Raw genomic sequence first — 15,323 nt, 5'->3', positions numbered from 1 at the left:
AATAACTCCCTATGGCTTAATTTGCTCCATATAATCTCGTACCATCTTATTTGTCATCTCGCCCGTGATTATTTTAACAACTTCTCCATCTTTATCAATTAATAAAGTTGTTGGCAACGGGTCAATTCCATAGGCATTTAACAACTGGTTTCCTTTATCGATTACAACTGGAAATGATAAGTCATACTTTTCAATAAAATTATTAACACTGAATTTCGGCTCACCGACATTGATTGCGATGACTTCAATCCCTTGATCCTTATATTCCTGATAGTATGTATCAATATATGGGAATTCACGTTGACAAGGCTCACACCATGTCCCCCAGAAGTTTAAGAATACACCTTTTTCCCCTCTATACTCCGACAAATGGTGTTCTTTCCCGTTCAAGTCAGTTACGACAAAATCTGGTGCCTTATCCCCTACTGCAACCTTTTCCTTACTAGTAAAGAAATTGATATACAATGTATAAACGAGTGCAGCGGCGAGAAGTAATAATATGACGGTCCGCATAACTAATCGTCGCTTTTTCTTGTCCATTGAAATCTCCCTTTATTTTTTATTTGATTTGATGTTTACTTTCTTTGCCATTATAGCACTTATTAATATAGCAACATTGCATACATTTTGAAGGTTATGTGACAATTGAGAACCATTATCGCCAGACTAGATTAGACTAAATTTCATGAGACTTAGGAGAAAGCTTCTTTTCCGAAAAGATTTCATGTAATTTAGTCACACCCTAGCTTACTTAATAGAGCGAGTAAAGCTTGTTGACTGAACAAACCTATTCCCTACAATCGATTATTTTTCGTACTTGCTAAAGCTCTTAATTGCTTAACTTCATGTGGAAGTAGTTCTCTGAATTCACCTGTACTTAAGCCGTTTAACGTAAGGAAGCCAAACTTTTCTCTCTTAAGTTTCATTACTTGATGTCCAATCGCCTCAAACATTCTTTTTACCTGTCTGTTTCTTCCTTCATGAATGCTAATTTCGACAATTGAAGTTTGTTTTCGCTTATCCATTGAAATAAGCTTTACTCTAGCAGGAGCCGTCTTACCATCTTCTAGCTTTATTCCTCGTTCTAATTGACGAAGCTTTTCTTTAGGCGGAATACCTTTAAGTTTCGCCACATAAACCTTCTCAATCTCATACTTTGGATGCATTAAAAGATTTGCAAACTCACCGTCATTCGTTAGTAAAAGTAACCCGGACGTATCATAATCCAGTCTTCCAACTGGGTAAATACGTTCTTTTGTTTCTGGGAAAAAGTCGGTTACAACTTTTCTACCCTTATCATCACTTACACTAGAAATCACAGAACGTGGTTTATAAAATAAAAAATAAACAGGCTCTTCCCTTTCAAGTGGAATGCCGCTTACCTCAATTTTATCGTTTGAGCCTACTTTAATACCTAGCTCCTTTACAACTTTTCCATTCACCTTAACATGTCCAGCAACAATAAGCTCCTCAGCTTTTCTCCTTGATGCTACACCTGCATGTGCTATTACTTTCTGTAAACGTTCCATCTATGCTCACCCCTTAAACATCTTACTTGTTTCTTTGTATTTTCACAAGATAAAAACATTCTCTAGTATGCCCAACCCAGAACTTTCCTATATAAAAAAAGAAAACACGTTTTCACGTGTTTTCAACTTAACCAAATAATAAAGTTACGACAATTATACTCGCCACGACGCCAACTAAATCAGCCAAAAGACCGACCTTTAGTGCATCTCCCATTTTCTTAATTCCAACAGCTCCGAAATAGACAGTTAATATATACAAAGTTGTATCTGTACTTCCTTGCATGGTCGAAGCAAGTATACCAATAAAAGAATCAGGGCCATATGTAGCGATTAAATCTGTCGTCATTCCTAACGCTGCTGTTCCAGATATTGGCCTAATCAGCGCTAATGGAGCAACTTCTGCAGGAAACCCAACAAATTCAAGCGCAGGGCGAATTAAATTAATGAAAAACTCCATTGCACCTGATGCTCGAAAGATTGAAATGGAAACTAACATCCCAACCAAAAACGGGATGATGGAAAAGGATATCTTAATTCCTTCCTTTCCTCCCTCTACAAACGTTTCATAGGTTGGAATTCTTTTAAATGTCCCATAAAGAAGGATAAATCCTATAATCGCAGGTATTAGCCAAAGTGATATGGAATTGATTATACTCATTTTTCCAAGCCACCCTTCTTCATCCGTCGATAATAAAAATATCGATCTATTAGTATGGCTCCTAGGGTCGAACAAATCGTTGCTATGAGGGTTGTTCCCACAATTTCAGTTGGATTTGTAGATTCGTAGGTCATCCTAATCGCAATTACAGTAGTTGGGATAAGCGTCAAACTCGAAGTATTAATCGCTAGAAACGTAATCATTGATCGACTAGCCGAGGTTTTGCCTCCATTCAGTTCTCTTAATTGCTCCATCGCTTTAATTCCCATGGGTGTTGCCGCATTTCCAAGTCCAAACATATTCGCAATCATATTTGATAGGATATATCCCATAGCTGGATGCTCTACCGGAACTTCTGGGAATAACCGTCTTACCACTGGACGAAATAATTTTGAGAGTTTTTCTAATAAGCCAGCCTCTTGTGCAATTCTCATAAGGCCTAACCAAAAAACAAGGACACTAATTAAACCAATGCAAATAGTAACTGCTTCTGATGCTCCCTTAAAAATCGCTTCATTTACCTCGCTGATTGTTCCATTCACTACGGCAAAGATAATCCCAATAATTGTCATCGCAACCCATATGATATTAACCATCGTCATCTAACCCCTAAAATTACTAGAAAGATACTTTTTATTGTCTCCCAGAATGTTTCCTTAGACCTTTTCACATTGCCGTTATCAAAATAGATAGGCATCTCCTCAATCGTCTCATCACCAAGGTTCACAGTAATCGTTCCTACTATGTCCGGAACAGCCTCTGGTTTGCGCCACTCTTTTTCAGGTTCTAATAAAGAAATATCGAGCTTAATATTCTTTTTCTCTTCTTCACTTAGTGGGTACATGAAGTCATGATCCACAAATACCTTCCCTTTATAAAAACGATTGTCTGTTTGAAGATCGCCTTCTTTAATGACCTGCACTAAATCATACGTTTCAAATGCTCTGTTAAACATATTCATATGGTCATTCCAGTCATCAGAGGCATTTATCGTTACAGCAATTAAATCAATTCCATCCTTTGTTGCAGTTGAAACTAAGGTCCGTTTGGCCCGCTTGGTATAGCCTGTTTTTCCACCTGTGCTATACGGGTAAAGCTTTGTCAGTAACTTATTTTTATTTCTCCAAACACGATCCCATTTTTCAGTCGGGTTAGGGGCACGATGCACTTTTGTACCGGCAATCTCCCGATATTTTTCATTCATCATCGCATAACGCGTTAAAATGGCCATATCATAAGCAGATGAATAGTGATTTTCATGGTCATCCAACCCGTGTGGATTTGCAAACTCTGTATTTTGCATACCAATTTCAGCAGCTTTTTGGTTCATCATAAAAACAAAGCCTTCCAAACTACCACCCACATGCTCTGCGATAGCAACTGCAGAGTCATTACCAGATCGTAACATCAATCCATAAACTAGATCCTCGAGCTTTACTTGTTCATTAGGCTTTAAATATAAGGACGAGCCTTCTGTTCGTACAGCTTTATTACTCACCTTAACCATCTCGTTTAGTTTTCCTGATTCAATGGCGAGAATAGCCGTCATGATTTTTGTAATACTTGCGATTCTCATTCGTTGATGTGCATTTTTTTCAAACAAAATTCTACCAGACTCTTGCTCTATTAAGATCGCACCTTTTGCACTAACAGAAAGCGCGCTCGTTTTTTGAGGAACTAAGCCTAAGAGAACCATAACAGTGATGATAAGTATAAAAATTCTTCTGCGAATAAATGTCATTCGATCCCCGTCCCTTTTGCTGTTTTGTAAAAGTGTATGCAGAACATGTCCACCTATATGAATAAAATATGTACAAACATCGAAAAGTTCCAGCGCCTTGTTCAGCCCCGACAAGCATAAGAAAAGCCGGCGAGAAGGATGCACTTTATCCTTCTTGACGGATTGGCTTATGACCTCGAGGGGCTAGGCGCTGGAACTAGACAGCAACATTAGACACAAAAAAACTGACCAACACAAGGTCAGCATAGAAAATATTGGATTAATACTGTTTCCACTGAAGTTTTGATGCTTCCTTAAACCGACGTTCAACTTGATCCCAATTGACGATATTCCACCAATTTTTCACATAATCTGCACGAACATTTTTATATTGAAGATAATAAGCGTGTTCCCAAACATCTAAAACAAGTAAAGGAATCGTATCCCATTGTGTCATGAGTTGATGACGTTCTGATTGAAGAATTTCTAAGCGCCCTGCCCTTGGCGCCCATACCAGAATCGCCCAACCGACTCCTTCGACCTTATTTGCCGCTTCACTGAAATGTCTCTTAAACACCTCAAAACTTCCAAAATCCCTATTAATCTGCCGAAGCAATTCGCGTCCTGGCATTCCTCCACCTTTTGGCTTCATAACTTCCCAAAAAATCGTATGCAAATAGTGACCAGAACCATTGAAAGCAGCTTCTCTTTCCCAATGCTTTAATAGTTCGTAATCCCCTGTGTCACGTGCTTTTTCCATCATTTTCTCAGCCTTGTTTAAACCGTCAACATAGCTTTTATGGTGTTTATCATGATGCAGTCTCATGATTTCTCTTGAAATATATGGTTCGAGTGCATCATAGTCATATGGGAGAGGTGGTAATGTATGCTGCCCAATCCCTATCCTTCTGACCTCTCTAAACTCTTCATTTTCTTCAGAGTGTTCAGCAAATCTTAATCCAGCATTATATAGTATCTCAACTTGCTCCTGCAATTCAAGCAAGCTAGTCGGTGTTAGATTCCCTTCTATTGAATCTAAGAAAGATGAAAAATTCGATAAACAAGATTGCAGGTCTTCATTCCGTTCATTTTCAAATTGACTTTTCAGTTTCAAAAACCATTGTTTCACATCTTCTATATACTTTTCAGGGGTGTTCATCTTTATCCTCCCTAAGGTTTAATCGTCACTATCGTATGCGTATAACCCTTTTTCGTGACTATAAGGGATGAAAATGCCTGTTTATGATTCACCTCTTTAATCCTTTCAACATACAGATACATATAGAATTCATGACAAACGCCTAATTGATAAAAAAGGCCCTTCGTTTAATTACGTATGTATATAATATAAGGAGGTATAGAGAATTGAATCATTCTTTTCAAGAGCAAGCTTTATTTGAAACCCAGTTTTGGATGCAAGTTCTAGGTGACCATAGCCGATTTTTACACGATTCATTAGCACCTAGTGAAGAAGCAAAAATTTCCAAAACCAAACAATTTAAAAGCACATTTGACTATTTATTAGATGCTGCACGTCAGCCTCTCCAAACAGATCAACTAATTGCTATTAGTAAAGAAGGTAGAAGCGCAGGAGAACAGCTTCGCATTTTAAAATTAGATATTATTAAAGAACAATTAGTTGGAAATGTAAAAATTAGCCTTTCTCCTTCTTTTATCAATCATATGGTCAACGAATTAGATGAATGGCTTCGGATATCCAGCTTTCTAGTAGAAGGAAAAAGTGTACCAACAACTCACGCGCTTCATCACCACCTCATTTGGCTTTTAGATGCTGCAGGACATGCAGGTGGAATTTCTTCAAATGTTGACCGAGTGGAAAAAGAGTTACTCAAAAAAAGCGAGAAATTTGTTAAGGAGTGGGAGGATTTTTACTTAAAAGCAGTAGAAATGGTTGGATTCTTACGTACCAGTCAATATGAATTCCCTGCCCTTACCCGATTTAACAATGATGTAGAATTAGAGATGAAATTTTTTAAAGGTTTTCTTGAAGAGTTAGAGGAGATGCAATTAAATAAAGAAATCCTAGGAGTCCTTACTCCACTAATGGCTGACCATATGGCAAGAGAAGAATGTTATTACTTAATTAAATTAGCGCAATCCACAAAGGAAATCAATCAACCAAATTGTGATCCAACAAAGCCGCGCGTTCAAGAATGAAAGAAAACCCCGATTGCTCGAAAGACCTGCAATTGGGGTTCGTTTGTTATGGTTGTATAAATTCCAGTGGTGATTTTACTTCATAGCTGTTTTTATGATGGAGATGTGTAAAAATTTCTTTCAATCTCTCAAATTGTATATCTTTAAAATGCATTTCAAATTGTTTTTGTTCATTGAGATATACCCGTTTACGATGACGGTACCCAGGATTTTTAAGTAAACAAACTAATGCTACGAGATCCTTGAAATAAACTTCCTTCGAATCAAATGTAAAAACTGGGTCTTCAGTAAAAGGAGTAAATGATGTAAATTGTTCATCAAAATAACGTAAATATAGGACTTGTAATGTTTTTTCTTCTCCATCTTCAACAAAAGTGACTTCAGATTGATTAAAGAAATCTTCAAAAGTATTTTTTAACGTTTTCTCAAGCTCAAATCCACTACATTTTTTAATTAACACAATTTCACCTCATCAGCCATCGTTTTCCACTCAGATATATCTTCATATTACCATAGTTTGCCTATTTAAGGGTGAATTAATTTGAATCTTCTATCGTTTCTTGGAACCTTTCAAAAAACAAATCTGCTTCCTCTTGGACATATTCTTCTTCTACTTTTTCAGGGAGTGGAGGTAGTTCTTTTAAAGTTTTTAATCCAAAATACTCTAAAAACTCCTTCGTTGTGCCATATAAAATAGCCCTTCCTGTCCCTTCAACACGGCCAACTTCTTTGATCAATGCCTTTGCTATTAAGGTTTGAATCGGTCTTTCCGTCTTCACTCCACGAATTTCTTCGACCTCTGCACGTGTAATCGGCTGACGATACGCAATAATTGCGAGTGTCTCTAATGCAGCCTGTGATAATGAAGAGGATGAAGGTGATTCTACTAATTTTTTCAGATAAACGGCATGTTCCTTTTTTGTTGTGAGTTGGTAGGTTCCAGCTACTTCAACTAGATTAATACCTCTGCCAGCTTGCTTGTAATCATTTATTAACTCATTAATGATATCTAAAGCCGTACTCTCATTAATCTCCAAAACAAGTGCCATTTGTTTTAATGTCAAACCCTCATCACCAGCAGCAAAAAGAAGCCCTTCAATAACGGCTTTCCAATCTATTAATTTCATTACATTAAATCCCTTTCCATACTCGATATATAAATCTCTGAAAAATTGTTCTGTTGTTCAATTAACACAGCATTCTTTTTCATTAATTCAAGAAGCGCAAGGAATGTGACAACCATATGATTTTTATCATGGTATGGAAAAAGCTCTGTGAATTTCTTTTTTCCACGATACCCTTTTAATTCATGAATAATCTCTTCCATCCTTTTCTCGATGGGTATTTCTTGCCTTGTGATTCTTGTCGCTAATGGTTTCTGCAATTTTTTACGTCGCATTAGCTTTTGAAAAGCTCCTAGCATGTCATAGATATTGACATCTAATGAATGATCGACTGTAACATCCTTTGTAAATTCACTTAAATCACTTGGAGGTTTCGTAAATAACTGAGATCGTTCTTCTTCCAGATGTTTTAGATCATCTGCAGCATTCTTATATTTGCGGTATTCAATCAAGCGATTCATTAAGTCTTCACGTGGGTCTTCTTCAAATTCAAATTCGGAATTTTCGTCAATAAGCTCTTCTTCCTGCTTTGGAAGGAGCATTTTGCTTTTAATCGCTAAAAGCGTAGCAGCCATGACAAGATATTCGCTTGCTATATCTAATTGTAATACTTTCATAGCATGTATATAAATTAAGTATTGTTCAGTAATTTCCGCTACTGGTATATCATAAATATCAATTTCTAATCGATTGATTAAATGTAAAAGAAGGTCTAATGGACCTTCAAAAGAGTCTATTTTTACGCTGTAATGTAATTCCTCGCTCATCTCACCAAAAATACCCTTCATCGCAATTTCATATTGTTAATTTTAACACAATAATTAGTATAGAACATAATTTGCATTCAAGCCATATCAGGTTTTTGGATATTTGCCCCAAAAATTTTCAAAAAATGATGTCAATATGGACAATCGCCCACACATGAAGGACTAAAAGTCATACTATAACTGTGTAACCAAGAAAATTAAGGAGGTATTTTAAATGGGTGACGGATATAACTTCGGAGGCGGATTTGCCTTAATCGTAGTATTGTTTATTCTTTTAATTATTGTTGGTGCAGCTTGGTTCTAAGAATAACGAAAATTTGACAACAAGGTGTTCGGCATTTTGCTGAACACCTTGTTTATTCCATGTTATGGATATGAAAATATGATAAACTACATATACATATTGTTAAAGGAGTGTTAAGCCACTTGTACCCTCAAGCTTATATTGAATATCTAATTCACTTCCATTGTGACCGGGACTATTTTGAATGCCATGAAATATTAGAGGATCATTGGAAAGAAGACCCTGTTGCAGAAAGAAAGCAATATTGGGTCGGTTTAATTCAAATTGCAGTTTCCCTTTATCATCACCGACGTGGAAATCATGCAGGTGCTTTACGAATGATGAAAAGTGCATTAACGATATGTAAGGCCCAAAAAACTGCCTTAGCTCAGTTAGGCCTACAAGTTGATAAGTTAATTAAACTATTACAAACGAAACATCATGATATTGAAATCGGCGCACCCTATGAAAGTATTAACTTACCACTTAATGATCAAGTCCTTTTAGAAACGTGTGTTTCCCAAGCTATACAATTTGGGCAACCTTGGGGAGCTCCAAGTGACTTATCAAAAAAAGGATTAATTCATAAACATAAATTACGTGACCGAAGTGATGTCATCGCTGAACGACAAAAACAATTCCTCATAAAGCAAGAATTACGGAACGAAAAATAAGAAGGACAGTCTTAGGACTGTCCTTCTTCGCATTCTTCATTCTCTGAGAAATCACATTTCTCAAAAAAGGCTGCGGTATGTTCATTTGGTCGTAACTCACGTTCTGGAAAATGCTCTTTAAGTGCCTTCACCATCTTTTTCCCAATGCCTTGGTATCGATGGGATGGATTGACACAGATATGTTGAATTTCTACAAGATTCCCGTCATGGATTGTTGTTCCGATAATTCCTACAATATCTTCTTCTTTCCATAAGAATAACTGCTGAGTATCGTCTTCATCATATTGCTTCATCGTTGCTTGCAGGTTCTTTAAGTCCTTTTCAGTCGGCATAAATGAAAGAAGCCCCATTGCGATTTTCTCATAATTCTTTTTATAACGAATTAACATATAAATCCCTCATTATCGAAAAACTTTCCGAGTAGTATATTTTTCAAACTTTCTACTACTTTTGGACTAACCTCATTACATTAATTAAGAGTACCATTTTCTATTCTTTTTTTCCATAGTCTTTTTGGAATACCCTTAAATTTAAATTATTACCAAAATCTTATAATTTTATACAAATCCTTATTTATTATTCAAAAGAACGGGATAGATTCGCCATTTCAATTGCAGTTACCGCAGAATCCCATCCTTTATTTCCTGCTTTTGTTCCTGCTCTTTCGATTGCTTGTTCAATTGTATCTGTTGTTAAAACACCAAACATAACAGGTTTTCCAGTCGATAGTGCAGTAGCTGCCAATCCTTTTGCTACTTCGTTACAAACATAATCATAGTGAGAAGTTGAACCTCTAATAACAGTACCTAACGCAATAACTGCATCATATTTGTTCGACTCAGCCATCTTTTTAGCAATTAGCGGAAGTTCAAACGCACCTGGAACCCAAGCAATTTCAACATCTTCATCTGCAACACCATGTCTTTTAAGTGCATCAAGTGAACCGCTTAGTAGCTTTGCTGTTATAAATTCATTAAAACGTGCAACTACTATCCCTACTCTTAAACCTGTACCAACTAAATGTCCTTCATAAATTTTATTCATAATGATCCTCCTATGTTATAAGTTATTTGTTCTATTTTATTAAAAATGAAGTATATGCCCTACATTTTCAGTACTTTTAGTTTCATCTAATTGAATGGGAATTCGATCTACTATCTCTAAATTATATCCCTCAAGGCCGGCAATTTTTCTTGGGTTATTCGTTAGAAGTTTCATTTTCTTAATGCCTAAGTCTCTAAGGATTTGAGCACCAATCCCATAATCCCTTAATTCCGGTAATCCCCCAAGTTTTTTAGTGATTTCAGCAGAGTTATGACCTTCTTCTTGGAGTTTATAGGCACGCATTTTATTAATTAAACCAGGACCTCTACCATCTTGACGCATATACAAGAGGATTCCCGACCCTACTTGCTCGATTTGGCGTAATGCAGCATGAAGCTGTGGTCCACATGCGCATTGCTTTGAACCGAATACATCCCCAGCTAAGCATTCTGAATGGACTCTAACTAACATTGGTTCTGTTTCACTAATCTCACCTTTTACAAGTGCAACATGTTCCTTATTATCAATAAGACTAGTGTATCCAATCGCTTTAAAATCTCCATATTCTGTTGGTATAGATACTTCAATCTCTCTTTTAACCAATTTTTCTTTTTGATTTCGATATCGTATTAAGTCTTCAATCGTAATCATTTTTAAGTTAAATTCATCTGCAATCTTTCGTAAATCATGAACTCTTGCCATTGTTCCGTCTTCTTTGACAATTTCACAAATCACTCCTGCAGGCTCTGCGCCTGAAAGCGCGGCTAAGTCAACAGCTGCTTCGGTATGACCGGCTCTTCGGAGAACGCCACCTTCCTTAGCAATCAAAGGAAAGACGTGTCCGGGTCTTTTGAAGTCGGATGCTTTTGATTCCGGATTAAGTAACTCCATTATTGTTGTTGAACGTTCGATTGCACTAATACCAGTTGTAGTTGTTTTATGGTCGATACTCACTGTAAAAGCAGTTCCATGTGGATCCGTATTATGCGCCACCATTGGCTCTAGATTTAGTTTTTTCGCTAGAGACTCTGTAATGGGAGTACATACGAGTCCACGTCCATGTGTGATCATAAAATTAATGACATCTGGGGTTGCTTTATCAGCAATCGCGATAAAATCTCCTTCATTTTCACGATCTTCATCATCACATACAATGATTACTTTTCCTTGTTTTAGTTCTGCAAGTGCTTCTTCAATCGGGTCAAACATTGTAGTCCCCCCTTTATTTTTATTTAAAACCATTTTCTTCTAAAAAACTCGCTGTAATCCTTGATTCAGTTGATTTTTCATTTCCAAAAGACCTTCGCATAAACTGACTGACATATTTGCCAAGCATGTCACACTCGATGTTTACAATGTCTCCTACTCCTTTTTTTCGCAAAATTGTTTCTGTTAGCGTATGAGGTATTAGCGAGAGAGTTAATGTATTTTTCGTTAGCCCAAAGATTGTTAAGCTCGTTCCATCAACTGTTACTGATCCTTTATAAATCATGAACTGGATAAGTTCTTCAGGAATTTCGATTTCATAATACACCGCATTCCCTTTAGGTTCTTTGCGAACAATTTTTCCGATACCATCTACATGTCCTGAAACGATATGTCCTCCAAAACGCCCATTTGCAGACATCGCTCTTTCGAGGTTGACATCATCATTCCGTTGTAACTCACGTAACGAGGTTGATTTAACCGTTTCTGGCATCACATCAACTGTGAATCCGTCTGATGTAAATTCGGTCACCGTTAGACAAACTCCATTAACAGAAATACTATCTCCCAGATTCACATCATCAAGAATTTTTCTAGCTTTAATGACCATTTCAACCGAATCCTGTGATCCATTTATCGCCTTAATTTTCCCGATTTCTTCAACAATTCCTGTAAACATTTTTTCACCTACAATTCCGGTTCGGCTATGATTTTCACATCTTCTCCAAGCTGTTCTACCGATTTAATTGTTAATTGTAATGAATCATCAATTGATTCAATTCCAGAGCCACCAATTGCAGTTGGTGCTTGCTTTCCACCAAATAGTTTAGGTGCTAAATAAACGATAACCTGGTTGATTGCTTTTTCCTTTAAAAAGCTGCCGTTCACTTCAGCTCCACCTTCAACAAAAATAGAGGAAATGCCTTCTTCACCTAAGCGTGTTAACATGGTGCTGATAGATAAATTAGCCTCTTGTAATTGAATAATTCGAACGCCTTTTTTTTCGGAGAACTCGTTAATTTTCTCCTGGTTTACTTGATTAGAAACAATAATCCATGTCTCTGCTTTGCCGTCATTTACTATTTGCGAATCCAGTGGTGTTCGTAATTTCGAATCCAAAATAACACGAATAGGATTTTTCCCAGTACCATTCGGTAATCTTGTTGTTAAGCTTGGGTTGTCCATAAGTACCGTGTTAACACCAACAAGAATGGCATCATGTATACTACGATATAAATGAACGTCTTGTCTTGCAGCCTCACCCGTTATCCATTTGCTCTCACCAGTAACGGTCGCTATCTTTCCATCAAGAGTGGTAGCAGATTTTAGGGTTACGTATGGACGTTTTTTATCTAAATAGTGAAAAAAGACTGCGTTTAATGCATCTGCTTGTTCCTTGCAAACCCCAACCTCTACTTCAATCCCTGCTGCTTTTAGTTTGGCAATGCCTTTTCCAGCGACGAGTGGATTAGGGTCAGTGGTTGCAACTACAACTCTTTTCACCTTACTAGTTATTAACAAATCCGCACAAGGTGGGGTTTTTCCATGGTGACTGCATGGCTCCAAAGTGACATACGCAGTTGAATTTTGTGCCTTTTCTCCTGCCATCCTAATGGCATGCACCTCTGCATGAGGTTCTCCCGCTTTCAGGTGCGCTCCGATTCCTACAACACGACCGTCATTTACAATAACTGCACCCACCACAGGGTTTGGAGTGGTTTGACCAACGCCCGCTTTTGCTACATTAATCGCTAAATTCATATAATCCTGATCTCTCATTTTAACTACGCTCCTTTCTTTTATCTTTTACTTAATAGGGAGTTTCTATCTGATTTACCAAAATAAAAAAGACCTCGGAATACTATCCGGGGTCTGGTAGATGTAATCAAGTCACACAATATGTATTTTTGCCCAACACAAATAAGGGTATATTGAGCAAATTTTTTCACATACCTGTACGTACCTAACATCCTTCTCCCATCCAGACTTTAACTGTCGGCCTTGGATTCTCACCAAGTCCACCATTTTAAATAAGAAACCAAAACCTTGAATTCTTATGGCAAAAGTGCCTACCAACATAAAATGTGGCATTAAAATGGGTCACGGGCTTAGAACAAATTGTTCATCACCGTCGGTAAGGAATTTCACCTAACCCCGAAGGAAAATATTAAATTATCAAATTCGCCTTGGCGTATTTGCCGCCCGATTTTTTTAGGCCCACACGAGGTGGGTCACAAAGACGTTGCCACAGGACGTGGCGTTCTTAGTCTTTGATCCTATGCTCGAAAAATTTCCGCTGAAAAATCGTGGCATCTGCCGGAGGCTTTAATTTTATTCAGTCGGGAATAACGACTGAATAAAGTTAATAGCGATTTAAAACAGTATAACATAAAGTATTATTATTTTGTCGAATTTTACACTTTTGCATTCAAATTAGACAATAAACAACCAATAAATGACTCCCCATGCCAAAGATAATAATAGCAGAACAAAAAACACTGTCCATTTTCCTTTTCCCATCTAGTCTCACCTCAAGAATTATTATAGGACAATAAAAGAAAAAGACACAACAAGAATCACCTGCTGTGTCTAAAATCTACTATTATTCTTCCCAAACTTTAACTTCTTTCATGACATCGCCTTGTTTAATGCGGTAAACAGACTCTAATCCTTCAATCACCTGACCGAATACAGTATGTACCCCATCTAAATGCGGTTGTGGCTCATGTACGATGAAAAATTGGCTTCCACCAGTGTCTTTACCAGCGTGTGCCATTGATAACGATCCAGCCACATGCTTATGTGGATTTCCTTCCGTTTCACACTTAATAGAATAACCTGGTCCACCAGTTCCGTTTCCACGTGGGCAACCACCTTGTGCAACAAAGCCTGGGATTACACGATGAAATGTAAGTCCATTATAGAAACCTTCGTTAGCAAGTTTTTCAAAATTTGCTACAGTTCCAGGTGCTTCATTTGGATATAACTCAATTACGATTTTTTCTCCATTTTCGAATTCAATGCTTGCTTTTTTCATTTGAAACCTCCGCTCATTTTCTTTCGTCCATATGTATTGAACGAGTTCATTTTACTATAAATGGTTGTAATAATCCAATACGAAAGGGGGGAGTTTTTCCTAAATACCGTCAAAAAGATATTTCCGGGAAAGAATAATGTATAATATGTACGATGGATACCTTGTTTTTCGAAAAATAAAGGAGGAACTAGTTTGAGAAATAAAATAACACTCTCATTATTACTTGTATTTTCACTCATTTTTCCATCACTAAGCTTCGCAGACGCGGCACCTGGAGATGTGATTATTACACTTGGTCAAGACCTGACAGAAACTCAAAAAGAAACGATTTTAAACGAAATGAACGCACCTGAGAATCCACAAATTGTGGTTGTTACAAACGAAGAAGAACACCAATACCTTGGTCAATATATTCCAAAGGCTAGAATTGGGAACAAGGCCTTATCCTCTGCTTCAATCACCATCGGTGAAAAAGGGTCTGGATTAGATGTAACGATAACGGAGCATATCACCTTAATTACAGAGGAAATGTATGCAAATGCTTTAATTACCGCTGGTGTAAAAGATGCAAAAATCTTTGTAACCGGACCTGGTAATGTTTCTGGAACTGCTGCACTAACTGGAATTATTAAAGCCTATGAAGTTTCTTCAGATAAAGCTATTCCTGAAGAAGTGAAGCAGATTGCTAATGAAGAGATGGTAGAAACAACAAAGTTAAGTGAAAAAATCGGAGCCGAAGATGCTGCGGCATTAATGGCAAAAATAAAAGATGAAATTGCAAAAAATGCTCCCAAAAATGATGAGGAACTTAGGACTATTATCGTTAATGCTGCCAATGACTTAGGAATCACACTAACTGATGCTGACATAACTAGACTAATGGAGCTGTTCAATAAATTATTGGAACTCAATATTGACTGGAATCAAGTTGGAGAACAACTAAATCTAGCCAAGGAAAAGCTAACAAATTTCCTTGAGTCTGAAGAAGGGCAAAGTTTTCTTGATAAACTGAAAGAATTCTTTGTCAATCTGATAGACGCTATTAAAGGTCTGTTTAAATAATTGGCTATAATAAAAACCCACGAATAATCGTGGGTTTTTTG

At 37.1% G+C, this 15,323-nt stretch carries 19 protein-coding genes and 1 riboswitch; of the genes, 4 read left to right on the top strand and 15 right to left on the bottom strand.

All coding sequences use genetic code 11. The annotated features are described in order from the left end of the window. Positions 1 to 9 precede the first annotated feature (9 nt). From resA to ACFSFW_RS01080, 6 genes are all read right to left on the bottom strand, one after another. Positions 10 to 540, bottom strand: coding sequence for a thiol-disulfide oxidoreductase ResA (gene resA / locus ACFSFW_RS01105; protein ID WP_388034552.1), 531 nt, complete (start codon positions 538 to 540; stop codon positions 10 to 12). Between the two features lie 254 nt (positions 541 to 794). Next, positions 795 to 1,529 carry a 23S rRNA pseudouridine(2605) synthase RluB gene (gene rluB, locus ACFSFW_RS01100; protein ID WP_304218241.1) on the bottom strand — a complete coding sequence of 245 codons (735 nt, stop codon included), beginning with the start codon at positions 1,527 to 1,529 and terminating at the stop codon, positions 795 to 797. Between the two features lie 127 nt (positions 1,530 to 1,656). Then, positions 1,657 to 2,187 (bottom strand): spore maturation protein, encoded by a 531-nt coding sequence (locus ACFSFW_RS01095; RefSeq protein WP_304218243.1) that lies wholly within the window; start codon positions 2,185 to 2,187, stop codon positions 1,657 to 1,659. Next, positions 2,184 to 2,783 (bottom strand): nucleoside recognition domain-containing protein, encoded by a 600-nt coding sequence (locus tag ACFSFW_RS01090; RefSeq protein ID WP_304218245.1) that lies wholly within the window; start codon positions 2,781 to 2,783, stop codon positions 2,184 to 2,186. The genes ACFSFW_RS01095 and ACFSFW_RS01090 overlap by 4 nt, the downstream gene beginning before the upstream one ends. 2 nt (positions 2,784 to 2,785) lie before the next feature. Continuing rightward, positions 2,786 to 3,928: a D-alanyl-D-alanine carboxypeptidase family protein gene (locus tag ACFSFW_RS01085; protein ID WP_304218247.1), complete on the bottom strand. Its 1,143-nt coding sequence runs from the start codon at positions 3,926 to 3,928 to the stop codon at positions 2,786 to 2,788. Positions 3,929 to 4,187: 259 nt separating this feature from the next. After that, positions 4,188 to 5,066, bottom strand: coding sequence for a superoxide dismutase (locus ACFSFW_RS01080; protein ID WP_388034549.1), 879 nt, complete (start codon positions 5,064 to 5,066; stop codon positions 4,188 to 4,190). Between the two features lie 206 nt (positions 5,067 to 5,272). On the opposite strand from ACFSFW_RS01080, the gene ACFSFW_RS01075 reads away from it, so the two are divergent. Next, positions 5,273 to 6,085: a DUF2935 domain-containing protein gene (locus tag ACFSFW_RS01075; protein WP_388034547.1), complete on the top strand. Its 813-nt coding sequence runs from the start codon at positions 5,273 to 5,275 to the stop codon at positions 6,083 to 6,085. Between the two features lie 46 nt (positions 6,086 to 6,131). Here the strand turns inward: ACFSFW_RS01075 and ACFSFW_RS01070 are convergent, their stop codons facing one another. The 3 genes from ACFSFW_RS01070 to ACFSFW_RS01060 form a co-directional block, all read right to left on the bottom strand. Then, the gene (locus tag ACFSFW_RS01070; protein WP_304218252.1) at positions 6,132 to 6,545 is read right to left on the bottom strand and encodes a hypothetical protein; all 414 of its coding nucleotides are present in this window, start codon (positions 6,543 to 6,545) and stop codon (positions 6,132 to 6,134) included. 76 nt (positions 6,546 to 6,621) lie between these two features. Beyond that, positions 6,622 to 7,212, bottom strand: coding sequence for an SMC-Scp complex subunit ScpB (scpB, locus tag ACFSFW_RS01065; protein WP_304218254.1), 591 nt, complete (start codon positions 7,210 to 7,212; stop codon positions 6,622 to 6,624). Beyond that, positions 7,212 to 7,976, bottom strand: coding sequence for a segregation/condensation protein A (locus ACFSFW_RS01060; protein ID WP_388034545.1), 765 nt, complete (start codon positions 7,974 to 7,976; stop codon positions 7,212 to 7,214). The genes scpB and ACFSFW_RS01060 overlap by 1 nt, the downstream gene beginning before the upstream one ends. Positions 7,977 to 8,190: 214 nt before the next feature. Between ACFSFW_RS01060 and ACFSFW_RS01055 the strand changes: the two genes are divergently transcribed. Beyond that, positions 8,191 to 8,280: a YjcZ family sporulation protein gene (locus ACFSFW_RS01055; RefSeq protein ID WP_077618657.1), complete on the top strand. Its 90-nt coding sequence runs from the start codon at positions 8,191 to 8,193 to the stop codon at positions 8,278 to 8,280. 122 nt (positions 8,281 to 8,402) lie between these two features. Further along, positions 8,403 to 8,933, top strand: coding sequence for a DUF309 domain-containing protein (locus ACFSFW_RS01050; RefSeq protein ID WP_388034542.1), 531 nt, complete (start codon positions 8,403 to 8,405; stop codon positions 8,931 to 8,933). Between the two features lie 11 nt (positions 8,934 to 8,944). Here ACFSFW_RS01050 and ACFSFW_RS01045 read toward each other — a convergent pair whose 3' ends face one another. The 6 genes from ACFSFW_RS01045 to ACFSFW_RS01020 form a co-directional block, all read right to left on the bottom strand. After that, on the bottom strand, positions 8,945 to 9,322 hold the full coding sequence (locus ACFSFW_RS01045) for a GNAT family N-acetyltransferase (RefSeq protein ID WP_388034540.1): 378 nt from the start codon (positions 9,320 to 9,322) through the stop codon (positions 8,945 to 8,947). Between the two features lie 187 nt (positions 9,323 to 9,509). After that, positions 9,510 to 9,977, bottom strand: a complete 468-nt coding sequence (gene ribH / locus ACFSFW_RS01040) for a 6,7-dimethyl-8-ribityllumazine synthase (protein WP_099351750.1) — start codon at positions 9,975 to 9,977, stop codon at positions 9,510 to 9,512. Between the two features lie 39 nt (positions 9,978 to 10,016). Further along, complete coding sequence (locus tag ACFSFW_RS01035; protein ID WP_304218261.1) at positions 10,017 to 11,186, bottom strand: bifunctional 3,4-dihydroxy-2-butanone-4-phosphate synthase/GTP cyclohydrolase II; 1,170 nt, start codon at positions 11,184 to 11,186, stop codon at positions 10,017 to 10,019. A 19-nt stretch (positions 11,187 to 11,205) separates the two neighbouring features. Continuing rightward, positions 11,206 to 11,862 (bottom strand): riboflavin synthase, encoded by a 657-nt coding sequence (ribE, locus tag ACFSFW_RS01030; protein ID WP_388034538.1) that lies wholly within the window; start codon positions 11,860 to 11,862, stop codon positions 11,206 to 11,208. An 8-nt stretch (positions 11,863 to 11,870) separates the two neighbouring features. Continuing rightward, positions 11,871 to 12,962 carry a bifunctional diaminohydroxyphosphoribosylaminopyrimidine deaminase/5-amino-6-(5-phosphoribosylamino)uracil reductase RibD gene (ribD, locus tag ACFSFW_RS01025; protein WP_388034536.1) on the bottom strand — a complete coding sequence of 364 codons (1,092 nt, stop codon included), beginning with the start codon at positions 12,960 to 12,962 and terminating at the stop codon, positions 11,871 to 11,873. Between the two features lie 186 nt (positions 12,963 to 13,148). Then, positions 13,149 to 13,349, bottom strand: a riboswitch (FMN riboswitch). A 436-nt stretch (positions 13,350 to 13,785) separates the two neighbouring features. Further along, positions 13,786 to 14,220, bottom strand: coding sequence for a peptidylprolyl isomerase (locus tag ACFSFW_RS01020; RefSeq protein WP_304218267.1), 435 nt, complete (start codon positions 14,218 to 14,220; stop codon positions 13,786 to 13,788). 192 nt (positions 14,221 to 14,412) lie between these two features. On the opposite strand from ACFSFW_RS01020, the gene ACFSFW_RS01015 reads away from it, so the two are divergent. Beyond that, a complete protein-coding gene (locus ACFSFW_RS01015; RefSeq protein ID WP_304218269.1) occupies positions 14,413 to 15,282 on the top strand; it encodes a DUF1002 domain-containing protein in 870 nt (289 codons plus the stop codon). Positions 15,283 to 15,323: the final 41 nt, after the last annotated feature.

This window comes from Ferdinandcohnia salidurans (assembly GCF_042680725.1).
GTDB classification, from domain to species: Bacteria; Bacillota; Bacilli; order Bacillales; family Bacillaceae_L; genus Ferdinandcohnia; species Ferdinandcohnia salidurans.
Note: the sequence above shows the minus strand (reverse complement) of the source record. Positions and strands in the feature narration are given on the sequence as shown.